13 protein-coding genes are annotated in these 14,928 nt (G+C 44.5%); 8 read left to right on the top strand and 5 right to left on the bottom strand.

Going from position 1 to position 14,928, the window contains the following annotated elements; all coding sequences use genetic code 11:
* Nucleotides 1-17 precede the first annotated feature (17 nt).
* Complete coding sequence (locus tag ACX0G9_RS00420; protein WP_459062854.1) at nucleotides 18-1,358, top strand: PepSY-associated TM helix domain-containing protein; 1,341 nt, start codon at nucleotides 18-20, stop codon at nucleotides 1,356-1,358.
* On the opposite strand, the gene ACX0G9_RS00415 is transcribed toward ACX0G9_RS00420, so the two are convergent.
* The gene (locus ACX0G9_RS00415; protein WP_459062853.1) at nucleotides 1,333-1,794 is read right to left on the bottom strand and encodes a hypothetical protein; all 462 of its coding nucleotides are present in this window, start codon (nucleotides 1,792-1,794) and stop codon (nucleotides 1,333-1,335) included. The two genes, ACX0G9_RS00420 and ACX0G9_RS00415, sit on opposite strands and share 26 nt — an antisense overlap.
* Nucleotides 1,795-1,843: 49 nt before the next feature.
* On the opposite strand from ACX0G9_RS00415, the gene ACX0G9_RS00410 reads away from it, so the two are divergent.
* The 3 genes from ACX0G9_RS00410 to ACX0G9_RS00400 are packed head-to-tail and all read left to right on the top strand — an operon-like array spanning nucleotide 1,844 to nucleotide 4,368.
* Entirely contained in the window at nucleotides 1,844-3,109 is a 1,266-nt protein-coding gene (locus ACX0G9_RS00410) for a multidrug effflux MFS transporter (protein WP_459062852.1), read from the top strand.
* Nucleotides 3,110-3,167: 58 nt separating this feature from the next.
* On the top strand, nucleotides 3,168-3,578 hold the full coding sequence (locus tag ACX0G9_RS00405) for a Dabb family protein (RefSeq protein WP_459062851.1): 411 nt from the start codon (nucleotides 3,168-3,170) through the stop codon (nucleotides 3,576-3,578).
* A gap of 58 nt (nucleotides 3,579-3,636) precedes the next feature.
* On the top strand, nucleotides 3,637-4,368 hold the full coding sequence (locus ACX0G9_RS00400) for an SDR family NAD(P)-dependent oxidoreductase (RefSeq protein ID WP_459062850.1): 732 nt from the start codon (nucleotides 3,637-3,639) through the stop codon (nucleotides 4,366-4,368).
* Between the two features lie 20 nt (nucleotides 4,369-4,388).
* Here the strand turns inward: ACX0G9_RS00400 and ACX0G9_RS00395 are convergent, their stop codons facing one another.
* Nucleotides 4,389-4,823 carry an FKBP-type peptidyl-prolyl cis-trans isomerase gene (locus tag ACX0G9_RS00395; RefSeq protein WP_459062849.1) on the bottom strand — a complete coding sequence of 145 codons (435 nt, stop codon included), beginning with the start codon at nucleotides 4,821-4,823 and terminating at the stop codon, nucleotides 4,389-4,391.
* 25 nt (nucleotides 4,824-4,848) lie between these two features.
* On the bottom strand, nucleotides 4,849-6,864 hold the full coding sequence (locus tag ACX0G9_RS00390; RefSeq protein WP_459062848.1) for a glycoside hydrolase family 97 protein: 2,016 nt from the start codon (nucleotides 6,862-6,864) through the stop codon (nucleotides 4,849-4,851).
* 188 nt (nucleotides 6,865-7,052) lie between these two features.
* Here ACX0G9_RS00390 and ACX0G9_RS00385 point away from each other — a divergent pair, with 188 nt between their 5' ends.
* Both ACX0G9_RS00385 and ACX0G9_RS00380 read left to right on the top strand, forming a co-directional pair.
* On the top strand, nucleotides 7,053-9,467 hold the full coding sequence (locus ACX0G9_RS00385) for a glycosyl hydrolase family 18 protein (protein WP_459062847.1): 2,415 nt from the start codon (nucleotides 7,053-7,055) through the stop codon (nucleotides 9,465-9,467).
* 228 nt (nucleotides 9,468-9,695) lie between these two features.
* Nucleotides 9,696-10,439, top strand: a complete 744-nt coding sequence (locus tag ACX0G9_RS00380) for a sensor histidine kinase (protein ID WP_459062846.1) — start codon at nucleotides 9,696-9,698, stop codon at nucleotides 10,437-10,439.
* Between the two features lie 45 nt (nucleotides 10,440-10,484).
* Here ACX0G9_RS00380 and ACX0G9_RS00375 read toward each other — a convergent pair whose 3' ends face one another.
* The gene (locus ACX0G9_RS00375) at nucleotides 10,485-10,919 is read right to left on the bottom strand and encodes an RNA polymerase sigma factor (protein WP_459062845.1); all 435 of its coding nucleotides are present in this window, start codon (nucleotides 10,917-10,919) and stop codon (nucleotides 10,485-10,487) included.
* 391 nt (nucleotides 10,920-11,310) lie between these two features.
* On the opposite strand from ACX0G9_RS00375, the gene ACX0G9_RS00370 reads away from it, so the two are divergent.
* Nucleotides 11,311-13,137 (top strand): sensor histidine kinase, encoded by a 1,827-nt coding sequence (locus ACX0G9_RS00370; protein WP_459062844.1) that lies wholly within the window; start codon nucleotides 11,311-11,313, stop codon nucleotides 13,135-13,137.
* Complete coding sequence (locus tag ACX0G9_RS00365) at nucleotides 13,134-13,805, top strand: response regulator (RefSeq protein ID WP_459062843.1); 672 nt, start codon at nucleotides 13,134-13,136, stop codon at nucleotides 13,803-13,805. Before ACX0G9_RS00370 ends, ACX0G9_RS00365 begins: the two co-directional genes overlap by 4 nt.
* A 2-nt stretch (nucleotides 13,806-13,807) precedes the next feature.
* On the opposite strand, the gene ACX0G9_RS00360 is transcribed toward ACX0G9_RS00365, so the two are convergent.
* A complete protein-coding gene (locus ACX0G9_RS00360; RefSeq protein WP_459062842.1) occupies nucleotides 13,808-14,854 on the bottom strand; it encodes a DUF4097 family beta strand repeat-containing protein in 1,047 nt (348 codons plus the stop codon).
* Between the last annotated feature and the right edge of the window lie 74 nt (nucleotides 14,855-14,928).

Raw genomic sequence — 14,928 nt, 5'->3', positions numbered from 1 at the left:
AATCTAATGCGAAGCAAATGAAAAGAAAATATACTTTCAGAAGTCTCGTCAACGATCTGCATTTATGGATCGGAGTACCCAGCGCACTCATCCTTTTCGTCGTATGTTTGTCCGGAACCGTTTATGTATTCAGCAAAGAGATCACCCAATGGATAGACCGCGATAAATATACGTTGACAACTACACAGGAACCGACCGCCTCCGGTAATCAAGGATCGCCCCTGGCACCGCTGCCCATTGCCCGGCTGATTGACCTGGTCGAAAAAGACAGGGCAGGATTCAAAACGACGGCCATTCAAATACCTGCGAGCCGCATGGAAGCATGGACTTTTTCCTTGTCTCCAAAGGAAATACAGGACCGTAAACCAGGAAAAGAAAACAGGGAAGGGGCAAAAAAAAATGCAGGCAATAAACCAGAAAATGAAAAGGCCCGGATAAAAAATTTATGGGTAAATCCTTATACAGGAATCATTCTTGGAGATGCCCAAACCAGCAGTTCCCGTTTTTTCAACACGGTCCAACAATTACATCGATGGTTGTTGATAAAACGGGAAACAGGCAAGGTTATAACCGGTGTTGCCGCCATTTGTTTCCTGGTATTGGAAATAACCGGTTTGCTCTTATGGCTTCCTGTAAAGATCCGAAACTGGAAAAAGTGGAACGCCTGGAAACCAGGGTTCAGGATCAAAACGGATGCCCATGCCAAACGAATCAACTTTGATCTGCATAAAGCATTTGGTTTTTATTCCTTCCTTGTAGTGACGATTATGGCAATTACCGGACCCGTACTGGCATTCGACTGGTACCGGGATGGATTCAGCAAGGCATTGGGAGTAACCCCCTCAAAGACCGTCCCTGGTAAAAAAACAGATAAGGCCCTGCCCGAAATGCCGGATCAAGTCATAACACCAACACTGGATCAGCTTGTTCAAAAAGCCAATACGCTCTACCCCTACTCCGGGGATATGCGTATTAACTTACCGAAAGATTCCTCCGGTTCCGTCAACATCTCCAAAGGTCGAACCGGTCTTGTCGCACTCGCCGCCGTGGATCGGGTTACCCTGAATCCCCAGACGGGAGCCACCCTGAAAATAGAGCCCTTTTCGAAAAAAACAACAGGAGAAAAAATCGTTTCTTCCGTCAAGGCCATTCATACCGGGGAAATATTCGGTCTTTACTCCAAAATCGTTTATTTTCTCGCCTGCCTGATCGCAACCAGTCTTCCGGTGACAGGTGTCATGGTCTGGATAAACAAACGCCGCAAAAAAGCCAGGATTGCTTCTACACAAACTGTCGCTGCCGTTCAAAGGGATGCCGTTCAACGGGAGACCGCTACTCCAGATTATAGGTGCTCTTGAGGGACTTCTTACATTCCACCGAAAGATTGTACACCTTGTGCTGGATCGTATCGATCAGATCATCCATTCTTACCCTGTAGCCCGCTGTCGCCCGTATACTATCGTAACTGTTGATCAGCGTATAAAGGGAATCGGTCAGTTTTTCGATGTAAGGTGTCTGATACAGATTTAATTTCCCATAATACAGCTGGTTAAAATTGAATTTGACCGTATTGTAATTAGCCTGTGAAATGGAGTCTGCAGGATTACTGAGGGAAGTGGATATTCCCCCCAGTGTCCCTAACAATTCATCATAAACCTGGCTTTGCTGGATCAGGAAATTTTTTCCAAAATCCCGTTCATTGTTGACTTTGTATTCGTAAAGCCCGATAAAAATGGGGATCGCGGCTACCAGGATGCCTGAAAATCCCAGTATTGCTCCTGTTCTGTCTGCCATATAGGTATGTTTTTATATTATGGAATATAAGTTGATTTTAATTACAAAAATGAGACCTGAAAATAAACAATCGGTAGAAAGTGTTGTTAGTATCCGTTCACCTTCGAATACTATGACCAAACAACGTTATTTCTCGCTTATCCTCATATTAGGACTTTTAACTGCTTTAGGCCCATTTTCCATCGACATGTATCTGCCCGGATTTCAGGATATTGCCAATAACCTTCATACCTCCGTCGCAACCGTTTCCCTTTCTCTTTCCAGCTATTTTATAGGCATTTCTGCCGGACAATTGTTATATGGTCCTCTATTGGACAGATACGGCAGAAAAAAACCGCTATATGCCGGTTTGTTGCTCTATATCCTTTCCTCTGCGGCATGTATGCGGGCCACAGATATCAATACCCTGATCATACTGCGGTTTGTTCAGGCGGTGGGCAGTTGCGCCGCCACGGTTGGCTCGATGGCGATGGTTCGCGACCTGTTCGAAGTAAAGGAAAGCGCCAAAGTATTTTCGCTTTTATTATTGGTTGTCGGGGCCTCCCCTATGATCGCGCCCACTGCAGGAAGTTATGTGATCAGTCTTTTCGGCTGGCAATCCGTTTTTCTGATCTTACTGATCATGGGCATTTTAATTACAATCCTTGCGGCAATCTTTCTGCCGGAAACCCAACCGGCCGATCCTTCCTTCTCTCTGAAACCGGGTCCCATTCTGAACAATTTTATCGCAGTGATCCGGGAACCACAATTCCTGACCTATGCCTTAACAGGTTCATTGGCTTTTGCCGGGTTGTTTGCTTACGTTTCCGGCTCTCCTATCGTTTTTATGGAAGTCTTTCAGGTAAGCAAGAAGGAATATGGATGGATCTTCGCTTTTTTATCCGTTGGGTTTATCGGACTAAGCCAATTTAATACGCTTTTACTAAGGAAATATAGCAGCGAGCAGATCATACCGGTTGCTTTAACGGCACAGGTGTTGATTGGCTCTGCCTTTCTTTTTGGTAACCTGGCAGGATGGTACGGCCTATCCCATACTATCGGCTTCCTGTTCCTGCTATTAGGCAGTATCGGTTTTACCTACCCGAATGGCGCAGCACTATCTCTTGCCCCTTTTGCAAAAAATGCAGGGAGCGCCTCTGCCCTGATGGGAGCCTTACAAATGGGCATCGGGGCCCTGGCATCCATCGCCGTAAGTGTATTCAGCAAAGGTACGGCCACGCCCATGATTGCTATCATGGCCACCACTTCAGCGTTGGCACTCGTTGTATTGTTTACCGGAAGAAGGTTTTTGAAGAAAAATCTCAACTTTGTTTAGTATTTTCATACGTTCATATATTATTTTACGAGTCGCCTTGAGCGAGTAACTACTGATCATGAAAAAATCAAACCGAAGAAAATTCCTGGGCGCAGCAGCAGCTCTTTGTGCAGGCACAGCAGTATCCGCTATGCCATCAATTCCCAACGAGCCCACACTTCCCCTGGCACATCATGTTTTTTTCTGGCTGAAAAACCCCGATTCAACCCAAGACCGGGACAAATTGGTAGAAGGCGTCAAAACTTTGAAAAAAATTGAAACCGTCCGGGAAATTCATGTGGGTATTTTGGCCAGTACGGAAAAACGCCCGGTTGTAGATACCAGCTGGCACGTTTCGGAACTGATCTTTTTCAGTGATCTGGCAGGTCAGCTTACTTATCAATCCCATCCCATCCATCTGGATTTTATCAAGAACTATGGCCATTTATGGGACAAAGTGGTCGTCTATGATGCCATGGAAGTAAAATAAAAATCCTCTGCATGGGTATTATTGGTCCACTGCAGTGTTAATTAAAACTTCAGCGCGAATGACACCCACCGGTAAAACAATTCTTGTATTAGGCGCTAATTCGGATGTAGCCAAAGCGGCCATTAAATTATATGTGGAAAAGGGATATAAAGTAATTGCCGCTTCCCGCAGCACGCAGGAGTTGCAGGATTTTTCAGACAGGGAATCCCTTCCCCGGGAAAAAGTCAAGGTCCGGTATTTCGATGCAGCTGCTTTTGATGAGCATAATAAATTCTATAAGGAGCTTCCTGAAAAACCACATATCGTCCTTTATGCTGCCGGTTTTTTACGTAACAATGAGGAAGCTTTACTGGACTGGGAAGGAAGTTATCAGATGATGAAGGTGCATTACTGCGGAGCAGTCTCCATCCTGAACATAATTGCTATGGATCCGGATAACCATCACCTGGAAAGGATCATCGGGTTATCCTCCTTATCGGGTGTACGGGGCAGGAAAAGCAATTTTATTTATGGCAGCACCAAATCCGCTTTTACCCAATACCTCGCCGGGCTCAGACAATATCTTGCCTCCCGGAAGATCACCGTCAATGTTATTGTGGCCGGCTATATACGCAGCAAAATGACAGCGGGACTTAATCTACCGGAATCCCTCCTACTGGAACCGTCTTATATCGCAAAAGCCGTGGTGGAATCCGGGAACAGGTTTGTCGTCGTTCCCGGGCTCAAATGGAAATTGATCTACCAGATCCTCAGGATCCTGCCTGAAAACCTGGTAGCCAAATTGCCTTAATTATCAGCCGACCTGATTGTTTAATTCACACCTAACAATTCAACCTCGAAAATCAGCGTACTGTTTGGGCCGATCTGCGCACTCACCTGCCTGTCGCCATAACCCAGTTCAGCAGGGATAAAAAAACGCCATTTGCTTCCAGTTCCCATAAGTTGAAGCCCTTCTGTCCAGCCTTTAATAACTGCGTTTAAAGGAAAAGTGGCGGGTTGGCCTCTTTTTACGGAACTGTCGAATACGGTACCGTCGATGAGGGTGCCATGATAATGACAAGTCACTTTATTGGTAGCCAAAGGCTTTATACCGGTTCCTTCCGTTATTACTTCGTATTGAAGACCGCTTGGTAACGTAGTTACACCGGGTTTATCCTTATTGGAGGCCAAAAAGTCCTGGCCGGCCTTTAGGTTTGCCTCTGCCTTTTCATTTTTCATATTAAATAATTTATCTGCAATGCCCATATAGGTATTTTTTGCAAAAATATGATTATTTTACCGGATAAATTTTTGCCGCCCATCCTCCCCCGTTCGATAGATGAATCGTTAACTTCGTTACACCGGTCACTTTAATTATCTCTCTTTTATAATCGGTCCCGTCCCGGTCTGCATTCAATCCGTCTTTAAACACCTCTGCCTCATACCCCCCATCCTTCAGGAAGGAAAGATCGATGGTGATATCCCTGGGCTCCCAATTGCCAATGGCGCCAACGTACCAGGTATCGTTCTTTCTTCTGGCAATGGCCGCATAAGATGCCAGCTTACTATCCAGGGCTACCGTTTCGTCAAAGACAGTGGGTACAGAGGATATAAAATTCAGGGATTCCGGTTCCCTCATATAGCTGGTAGGATTATCACATAACATTTCAAAAGGAGCCTCATAGATAACATACATAGCCAGTTGATGGCAACGGGTACCCTGGCTCATGGGTGAGGAATTCACCGCCCGAAAGCTCTGTTTGCCGGCGTTCCGCATAGCGCCGGGCGTATAATCCATCGGTCCGGCCAGCATCCGGATGAAAGGAATGGTGACGTCGTATAAAGGCATATCGGGATTGGACCATTTCAATTGTTCCATACCATGCACTCCTTCAAAATTTACTACATTGGGGAATGTGCGTTGGAGCCCTGTTGGTTTGTAGGCGCCATGATAATCGATCATGACTTTGTATTCGGCAGCTTTTGCTGCCAGCCGGTAATAGAACTGTACCATTTTTTGATCGTCCCTGTCCATAAAATCGATCTTGAACCCCTTTATTCCCATCTTTGAATAGGTCGATAAGGCCTCGTCCATTTTCTGATCCAGCGGCAGCCATCCGCCCCAAAGCCAAATGCCGACATTTTTCTGTTTGCCATAATCGATAATTTCCTGCAAGTCGACGCCCGGAACAATTTTCATAATATCCGTACTTGTAGCCCAGCCTTCATCCAGCAATATGTATTCAATGTGATTGGCCGCAGCAAAATCTATATAATATTTATACGTGGCCGTATTTATGCCTGCCCGGAAATCAACCTGCGTAATATTCCAGTCATTCCACCAGTCCCAGGCTACCTTCCCTGTCTTGACCCATGAGGGATCCTTAACGCGGGAGGGAGCGGCCAGTTTATAGATCATATCGTTATTCAGTAAATCTTTATCTTCTTTACTGATGATCACTACCCGCCAGGGAAAATTCCTTGTTCCTTCAGTCCTGGCAATAAATGAAGCCCGTTCAAGGACAAAGGATTGAAGATTATTGTGTCCGCCTTGTTTTTCAAGAGTAGGATAAGGAGCAAATTTTCCTTGCAGCCCGTAAGAGCGCTTGCCTTGCGTACCGTTTTCTTCCTTTACCTGTAAGAACATACCGGGATAATCTTCCAGATCGGCCTCTGTGACAGCAATCTTTTCATTTTCGGGTAACTCTACCAACACCGGTGCGAAGGCAAGGGTATCTTTTACGATCCGGGACAACGGCCCATGCTGATAAACATTCTCAAAAGATGTTTCATAGATATCTTTGTTGTGCGGCTGATTCACGTAAGGAATATAAGCAGGATAATCATCCGCAAAATTGAAGTTTGCTTCCTCTGCTGTAATGACCAGCGAATCTTTTCTTTTCGTTATAAACCGATAGGCAAGTCCATCGTCATAAGCGCGGAAAACTATTGCGTAATCTCCCTTACATTGGAGGGTCAGCTGATTATAAAGATCTGCGATAACGCTTTTTTTATAATGAAGCGGAGCGAACGAATTATTTACCCGGATTGTTTTGGCAGAGATAACCTTTACCTGCCGGCCCAAAACAGTGCCATCTTCCAGTTGCATAGAAACAGAAGAGGGTGCGATTAGGGTCTTTGCCCCCCGCATAAGATGCCATTGCAGTTTCTCAGCCGCATCGACAGTCACCTTCAAACTGCCATCCGGGGAGCTTAACTCAAAACTTTTTGATTTTTGAGCAAAAAGAAAGGACTGAATAAATAAAAAGGAGAAGAGAAAAAGTTGCGCAGGAATTTTATTTTTCATCCAACAATGATACCTAATTTTTTTCGGGAATGCCGTAAGCCCATCATGGTTTATTCCAAAATCGCCTCATTCCCGGTGTGCGGATAAAAGGGGAAGTATTTGAATAAGTATGCCCAGCTCCCGTCTTTCCGGCAGGAAAGCCTTATATTTAATTTATTCTTCATTTCTATAGCTGTCAATTCGCATATATGAAAAAAATGCACCTCCGGGTACTCCTTATTCCTGTCGTACTATTATCTGTTATCTTTTTTTCTTCCTATAAAATTTCTCAAAAAAAACTCGCGGTGATCGCCTACGTAGGAGGCTTTCGCGGGCTGGTGGCCACCGATTCCATCGATGTCAGCAAACTTACGCATATTAACTATGCCTTTATCGACATAAAGGATAACCAGGCATGGTTGCATAATGAAGGCACCGATACCATAAACTTAAGAAGGCTTGTCGCCCTGAAAAGTCAAAACCCTTCCCTTAAAATATTGATCTCCATCGGTGGATGGAAATGGAGTAAAAATTTCTCAGATGCCGTATTGACGGATGCCTCCCGGAAGCTATTCGCAGAAACTGCCGTAAGCCTGGTTTCCAGATTCAGACTGGATGGCATAGATATAGACTGGGAATATCCCGACCTAATAGGCGACAGTAATGTTTATCGCCCCGAAGACAAGTTCAATTATACCCTGATGTTCAGATCACTCCGTATTGGATTGGACAGCCTCCGGCAGATAACCCATAACACCTACCAATTAACAACGGCCGTAGGAGCCTCTGAAAATTTCATATCCCATACCGAAATGGATAAGGCCCAGCAATACCTTGACTATGTGAACATCATGAGTTATGATTTCAGGGAAGGAACGGATAGCATTTCCGGCCATCATACCAATTTATTTCCTTCATCTTCCGAGGAGGGTGAAAAAAGATCCAGTGACAAGGCAGTGCGTCAATTCATTCAGGCCGGCGTTCCGGAACAAAAGATAGTACTGGGCATTGCTTTTTATGGTCATGGCTGGCAAATGCAGACAGCTGATAACAAGGGCTTATTCCGGAAGGCCATTGGCCCTTACCGGGCCGGAGGTTTCACGTATTTAAAAGATAGCGTTATCGGCCGGAATGGTTTTGTCAGGTACTGGGATAAAAAGGCAAAAGCCCCCTACCTCTTCCAGGAACAGGATAAAATTTTTATTTCCTATGATGACGAGCAGTCCGTCCTTGAAAAATGCAGATATACGAAGAAAAATAATTTAGGGGGTGTCATGTTCTGGGAATATATGAGCGATAAAAAAGGCTACCTGCTGAAAGTGATCGACGACGAGATCGGAGAAAAGGTAAAGTCTTATTCACAGTTCCGGATAAATTCACAGCATTCCGGCATTTGCCCGAAAGAAGGAGGAGGTAAACTTGGAAATGAAAAATGGGCATTCAAAACAGGAGGAAAAGTATTTTCTTCACCGGTCCTGCAGAATGGATTAGCCTATATAGGCAGTGAAGACAAAAATCTCTATGCCATAGATATCCATACCGGTAAAGCCAGGTGGAAGTTTATTACCGGCGGTGCAGTCCATTCCACTCCGGCGGTGGCTGCAGGCAGCGTCTATTTTGGCAGTATGGATGGCTATTATTATGCGGTCGATGCAGCTACCGGGAAACTTACCTGGAAATTCAGAACGGGCGGTGAAAACCTTATCGGCGAAAAAGGATATTGGGGGATGAAACCTGCAGACATGTATATGACCGATCTTTGGGATTACTTTCTTTCCTCACCCGTTGTTGAAACGAATACAGAAGACCCTGCTGTTTATTTTGGAAGCAGTGATGGAAACCTGTATGCAATCCACGCCAAAACCGGCGAGCTAAAATGGAAATTCAGCACCGGTGGGGTTATCCATACCAGTCCAGCCCTGTCGGAATCCGGCGGAACAATTTATATCGGTAGCTGGGACTGTTTCCTTTACGCGATAGACACCCGGACAGGGGAATTAAAATGGAAGTTCAAAACGGGAGATCAGCAACCGATGGCAGGGTTGCAATCTTCACCCACCCTGGATGGGGACATGGTCTATTTTGGGGCCAGAGATGCTTCGTTCTATGCCCTGCAAGCGGGTACCGGAGCCCTGGTCTGGAAATATGGAGCGGAAAATTCCTGGATCCTCGGCACCGCAGCCATAAAGGATGGCACCCTGTATGTTGGTACTTCCGACTCTTACCTCCTTTTGGCCCTGGACGCAAGATCGGGAAAAGAAAAATTCCGGTTCAAAGCAAATGGTTATGTATTCTCCTCGCCGGCCATTGCAGGGAACACTGCTTATTTTGGTGATTTCACCGGCAATCTATTTGCGCTTGACCTTGATTCGGGCGTGAAAAAAGGCAATACATTCTCCACACAGAGCAGGCAAAAAAACAGCCAAACGTTGCTGGATAAGGACAATTTAAATTTTATGTATTCCGCGAAAGGCGCAGACCTCTCCTATTATCAAAACAATGCTAAAGTAATGCAGGAGTATTACAGGCTGGGACCGATCGTTTCCTCCCCTGCCGTATTTGGCGACGTGGTTTATTTTGGAAGCGCCGATGGGAATGTATATGCACTGAATATAATAGAATGAAGATCTGGATATCTGCCTTGTATTTGCAGATATTTCCTTATTATTGTTATAGAATTCCCCGCCTACCTGCCTGTTCCGGCTTCGGAGAGTAATTTACACGTGAATCTGTAATATAATGACCCTTACTGTCATTAAAATATTCTTTTGTCAGTGTGTATAAAAAATAATTATTCAACCATGTTTTCAGGCAATAAAGAAATTCAGGAGCAAAAAACGTTGGATTACAAAATGAAATCCATTTTTCATTTTACCATTCACGAGATCGGTATTCCTTTAGAGGCAATAGTTTCAGGATGTTCGAAAGTAAAAGAGGAATGGGAGAAGGGAAACGCCAGAGAGGCGAGGGAAATCCTAAACGCAATCTTATCCTCAGCACATAATTTATCGGAGATCTTCGGGCGCGTCCGGCAATCGATACGGGAAGAGGAGATTCATAAATTTCAATTGGACGAATCCATCATTGATTTTAAAAACTGGATTTATGATCTGCTAAATTCGATGACCGGTATTTTTATGGAAAAAGACATTTTCCTTTCCATAAAAATCGCCAATGACTTTCCGCAAACCATTTATTCAGACAGAACCTATCTGACCCAGATCGTGTATAACATCGTAATGAATGCCTTAAAATTCAGTCCAAAGGCCAGCATGATATCTATCCATTGTTTTATCCGGGAAAAAGATAATTTTTGCATAGAAATAACGGATCAGGGTATTGGAATCCCTTCAAGCCAGATACCCTTTATATTTAATGAATATTTGCAAACAGGTACCGTAACTACCTGCGAAACGGATTCGGATACAGATTCGGAAACAGGTTCGACATTCGGAGGAATGGGCCTGGGACTATCCGTTGTGAAAAACCTGGTGGAAGTCCTGGGCGGCAGCATTTCCGTAAAAAGCGAGGAAGGCGTGGGTAGCATCTTTACCGTCTCCGTTCCTATTAAGGAATTTGATATTTCCTTTCTTTAAGACTCAGCAGAAGTTGATTCTTCCCGTAAACGAGTAAACGCCTGTTTAAAAGGTTTTCCAAACCCTTTTCAGTTTTTGAAGGAAAGTGAGCTTTGCAAAGGATATACGGATAACCTTATGAGAAGCCAGATAAAAACCAGGATCAATGGGCAGAAGGCTCCTCAATATGGAAATCTGGTCGGTATTTCCCTGCTTTTCCAGATGGAGAATTACCTGGTGTAACACTATTTTGTAAAGAAAAGTGCCTGGATGGGCAGCATAATAAAATTCGTCCTTTTCTTCCCATAATTCTACCAGTACATTTACAGTCAGGTTTTCCAGTTCATCTTCATCGGTCAGACCTGTCAACCTGGACATGGCTAAAAAGATGGTAGGGCAATAAACTTCCGCAAAATGTTCAAATGAGTTTATTTTCTGTGGAATCACCCTTTCTTTATAATCTTCTTTATATTTTTTTTTATAATCTTTCCTATAATCCATTCACCCTTGTTTTAAATAGTCTGAGATCAGAAAATAATACTGTTTAACTGCGACAGGTATTCAGGAAAGTCTGCCTTCTGACCATTTAAGGGTATTGCTGGTCATAAAGGGGTAAGTTATCATGATACAGGGGATGAGTCAAAAAATACCGTAATAACTGTAAGATAGAATTGAACTACCCCCAACATTGATCTATAAATGCTAATTGTTCAATTTTATAATAGTACTTGTTCAGTATATGTTTTTTTACTTATATTTGATGCGACCCGATGCAATTCATACTGTCGACCGTTCCGGAGTAAGACCTATCCTTCTTCCGGAGATGTTTTCTTTTTATTAGGTTAAATACACTATGCCTATGCGGTCGAATTCTAAACTTGTTTTTTTATGTATGCTGTGTTTCGGCTTTGAAACGATCCAGGCCCAAAAAACAGATTCTCTAAAAAAACATCTCGCTGAACTTTCTGCCCGATATCAGGGGCATTTTCTCCCGGACACTGTCTACCTGAAGGGAGTTGACTCGGCCGCTCCGCTCCTTTTGAACGATGATAGCCTGAAGGAACTGTTATCCGTTTACCGGCAAATCGCTTTTGGAAACAAAACCTTAGGCATGTACCGGGGAAAGTATTATACCTATCTGGCCATTTTCTCCTATAACATGAATAAATACGGAAGTGCCATTTATTATTCCGAAAAAAATAATGAGGAAAAAATAAAAACGGGGGTTTTTGAAAAAGAGGGGATCCCACACAGTGATCTTTTTGCCATTACGCTCTACTATAATAATAAAGATTACGCACGTGTCTTTTCCAAATATAATACCCTGCTACCCGTTTTACGGAAAGTGCCGGCAGGGATCCGATCCGGAAAAATAAGTCCCGAGCAGGTTTTTGTTGTCTTCGGTATTTTGGAGGCAGCCATTTATTCCGCTTTTAAGACAAGTGATACCGCAAAAGGCGGCGAAGGAATCCGTATTAGTGAAAGTATACTGGAGGCTATCCGCGAGCAGCCTGATAAATTCAAAAAATATCAAACGTTCTATGATTATATTAACCATACTATCCTTTTTGCCAGAGAAAAATACCTTAACCATTATACCCAGGCCCAGAACCTTTTGCAAATGGCCCTTACCGAGGTGCGTTCCGGGGGGTTCCTGAAACATCTCCAACCTTCTTATACGGAAGAATTATATACGGAAGCCTTTGATTTCTATTTTGACAAGGAGAGAAAGGATAGCGCAAAGCGTTATCTGGACCTGGTAGAAGCTTTACATGACAGCCTCGTTCATTTTTCCAATCTGCGGCAGGGTTTCCTCCTGGAAAGCAGCACCAAACTCCTGGCCGGTAACGGGCAATACGAGGCTGCCTACAAAAATCTCTGGAAACTCTACCAGATGAGCGATTCCGCCTTTTATGCCGTTACCTCCGATAAGGACAATAATCTTTATGCCCTCGCAGAGGCGGAAAACACCCGTAATGAACTGCTAAATTCAGAGACGAAAAAAAAGCAGGCAGAACAATTCGGGTTTATGCTTTTTTTTATCATGAGCCTTCTGATTGCCGGAGGAGTTGCCTGGTTCCTAACCTTTCGAACAACGCAAAAGCAGCGCCTGCTGAATCTTCAATTAAGCATTGCCCGTAATTTTCACGATGAGATCGGTCCGATGTTGCTCTATGCAAATACCCTGGTGAAAAAGGAATCGGAATCCAACCCTTCTAACCATGTGAAAGAACTGAAAATCCAGTTAATGAACATCATGGAAGCAGTGAGAGGAATTTCCCATGACCTGAAGTCCAGGGAACTCAGTACGATCCAATCCTTTTACAAGGAAACCGCCACTGTCCTTGAAAAAATAAAAATCACCACAGGAATCGATCATCAATGCAGCTTCTCTAACGGTGACCGGGTTCTTAGCCATAACCAGTATACCAACCTGCTCCGAATTATGAATGAATTGATCAGTAATTCCATTAAACATTCTGGATGCACTATCATTTCCATCGAAGTTGCAGCATCGGACAAGGACCTCCGGATAGCCTATTCGGATAACGGGAAAGGCATGGAACAGGAACAACAATTAACCCAGGACGGAAACACTGGTGGTGGAATCGGCATGCAGAATATGGAAGAAAGAACAGCGCTGTTAAATGGCAGCTTTCACCGACATAATAACTATCCGGAAGGTTATTCAATAGTTATCTCAATTCCATTAATATGAGCGGAGAGCAGAAAAAGAATCACTCCTTACTGGTCATTGACGACCACAATATGATCGTCAATGGCATCAAACTTCTCATCGGAGGACAGTTCAGAAATTTCTACCATGCCAATAACGGAATCTCCGGGATAGACCTCGCTCTGAAATATCAACCTCAACTGGTGATCGTCGACAATGTTCTGCCGGACATTTCCGGAGATGCCGTGACCAAGGAGATCAAATACCGCTGCCCGGGCACCAGGATCCTTGGTTATTCCTTCAACGTAAATGCCGCCTCGGTATTAAAAATGTTCGAGGCCGGTGTCAATGGATATGTGGTCAAACATGAAGATGATGCAGAATTCAACAAAGCCGTTGCCTATCTTCTGGATGGCAAGGACTATTTCTGCCGGGAAGCGCGCAACCATATCATTAACAGGATATCTTTCGAAGAGGACCATACCCGGTTGATCGTCGCCAATACCGAATTTTCGGCAAAAGAAGTGGAGATCATCCGGCTTACCTGCAAACAACTAACGGCCAGGGAGATTAGTCAGCAGGTTTTTTTGTCAGAAAGAACAGTGGAACAATACCGGAGCAATATTATGAAACGAATGGGCGCCCGCAATATCGCCGGGATTATCAAGTTTGCCCTTCAATATGGTATTATCAACCTGGAGGAGCTCTGAGCTTATTTGAAGGTCAGATTCACATTGCCGCCGCTCCCGCTGAGTTTCACAGGGATGCCTCCCCCGTTAATCGTCCCGTCAATATGTTTTTGATCGATATCCCCTTTAAAATTGGTGAGCCGGGTTGTCCGGACTTCCTCGGCATTGACAGTAAGGTTCAATCCTTTATCCTGCGGTAATTGCAGGCTGATATTCCCTCCGGAATTGGTCAGGGTAATGAATTTCCCCAACGACTTCATGGTAATATCGACATCACCTGCGCTCGTAGAGGCATTCAGGCTGCAGGAAAGATCCCTGAGCCGGATGTTCCCTCCCGAGGTCCTGGTTTGCAGATCTCCGGATACTTCTTCGCCACGGACATCTCCGCCGCTGGTGGTGGCGCGGATAGTACCCTGCAAAAGGCGCAATTTCAAATTACCGCCAGAAGTACTGAGACGCATATCCCCCTGGCAATTGATGGCTTCTATATTTCCTCCGCTGGTACTTAGATCGATATCGTCCTTGGAATCGGAGAGATTTATATTTCCACCGGAGGTCCTTCCGTTCAGTTTTCCGCTAAGCTGGTCGACATCCAGGTTGCCGCCGCTGGTCCTGAATTCCTGATTGCCCCCTGCCAGGTTTTTCAGGTTGATATTACCGCCGCTGGTGCGGAGATTGGAAGAAACGCCTACCGGCACATAGGCCTTAAAGGATATTGTCAGACCTTTGTTGTTCCAGTTCATCGATGATTTAGGCCTGGCAATGGCGGTAAGTTTGTTTCCGGCCACAGAAATATTGAATTCATATCTTTCGCTGAGTCTTTTTTGAATTTCCTCTTTGGGAAGATCCCGATCATTATTCCCCCAGATATATACCTCCAGACGGGCTTCGGCAGCAGCTACCCCCACGATGGAAATATTGCCGCCCGTCGTTTCCAGGTCTACCTTGTTAATGGATTCTCCCGAAAGGGATTTCAGCAGATAGGGGGGAGTTCCGCCAGAACCGGATTGGGCCTTCCCTGCCAGGGTCTGCAGGCAGGTAAATACTGCGAAAAAGATCATTTTTTTCATACTCAGATGCTATATTATTACTGATAGTAAAGTTATAGTAAAGTCACCTTTTCGGAAAGGATGTTGCATGGAAC

It is taken from the genome of Flavitalea flava (assembly GCF_054461575.1).
The sequence above is the reverse complement of the archived record's forward strand: the minus strand, read 5'-3'. Positions and strand labels throughout refer to the sequence as shown.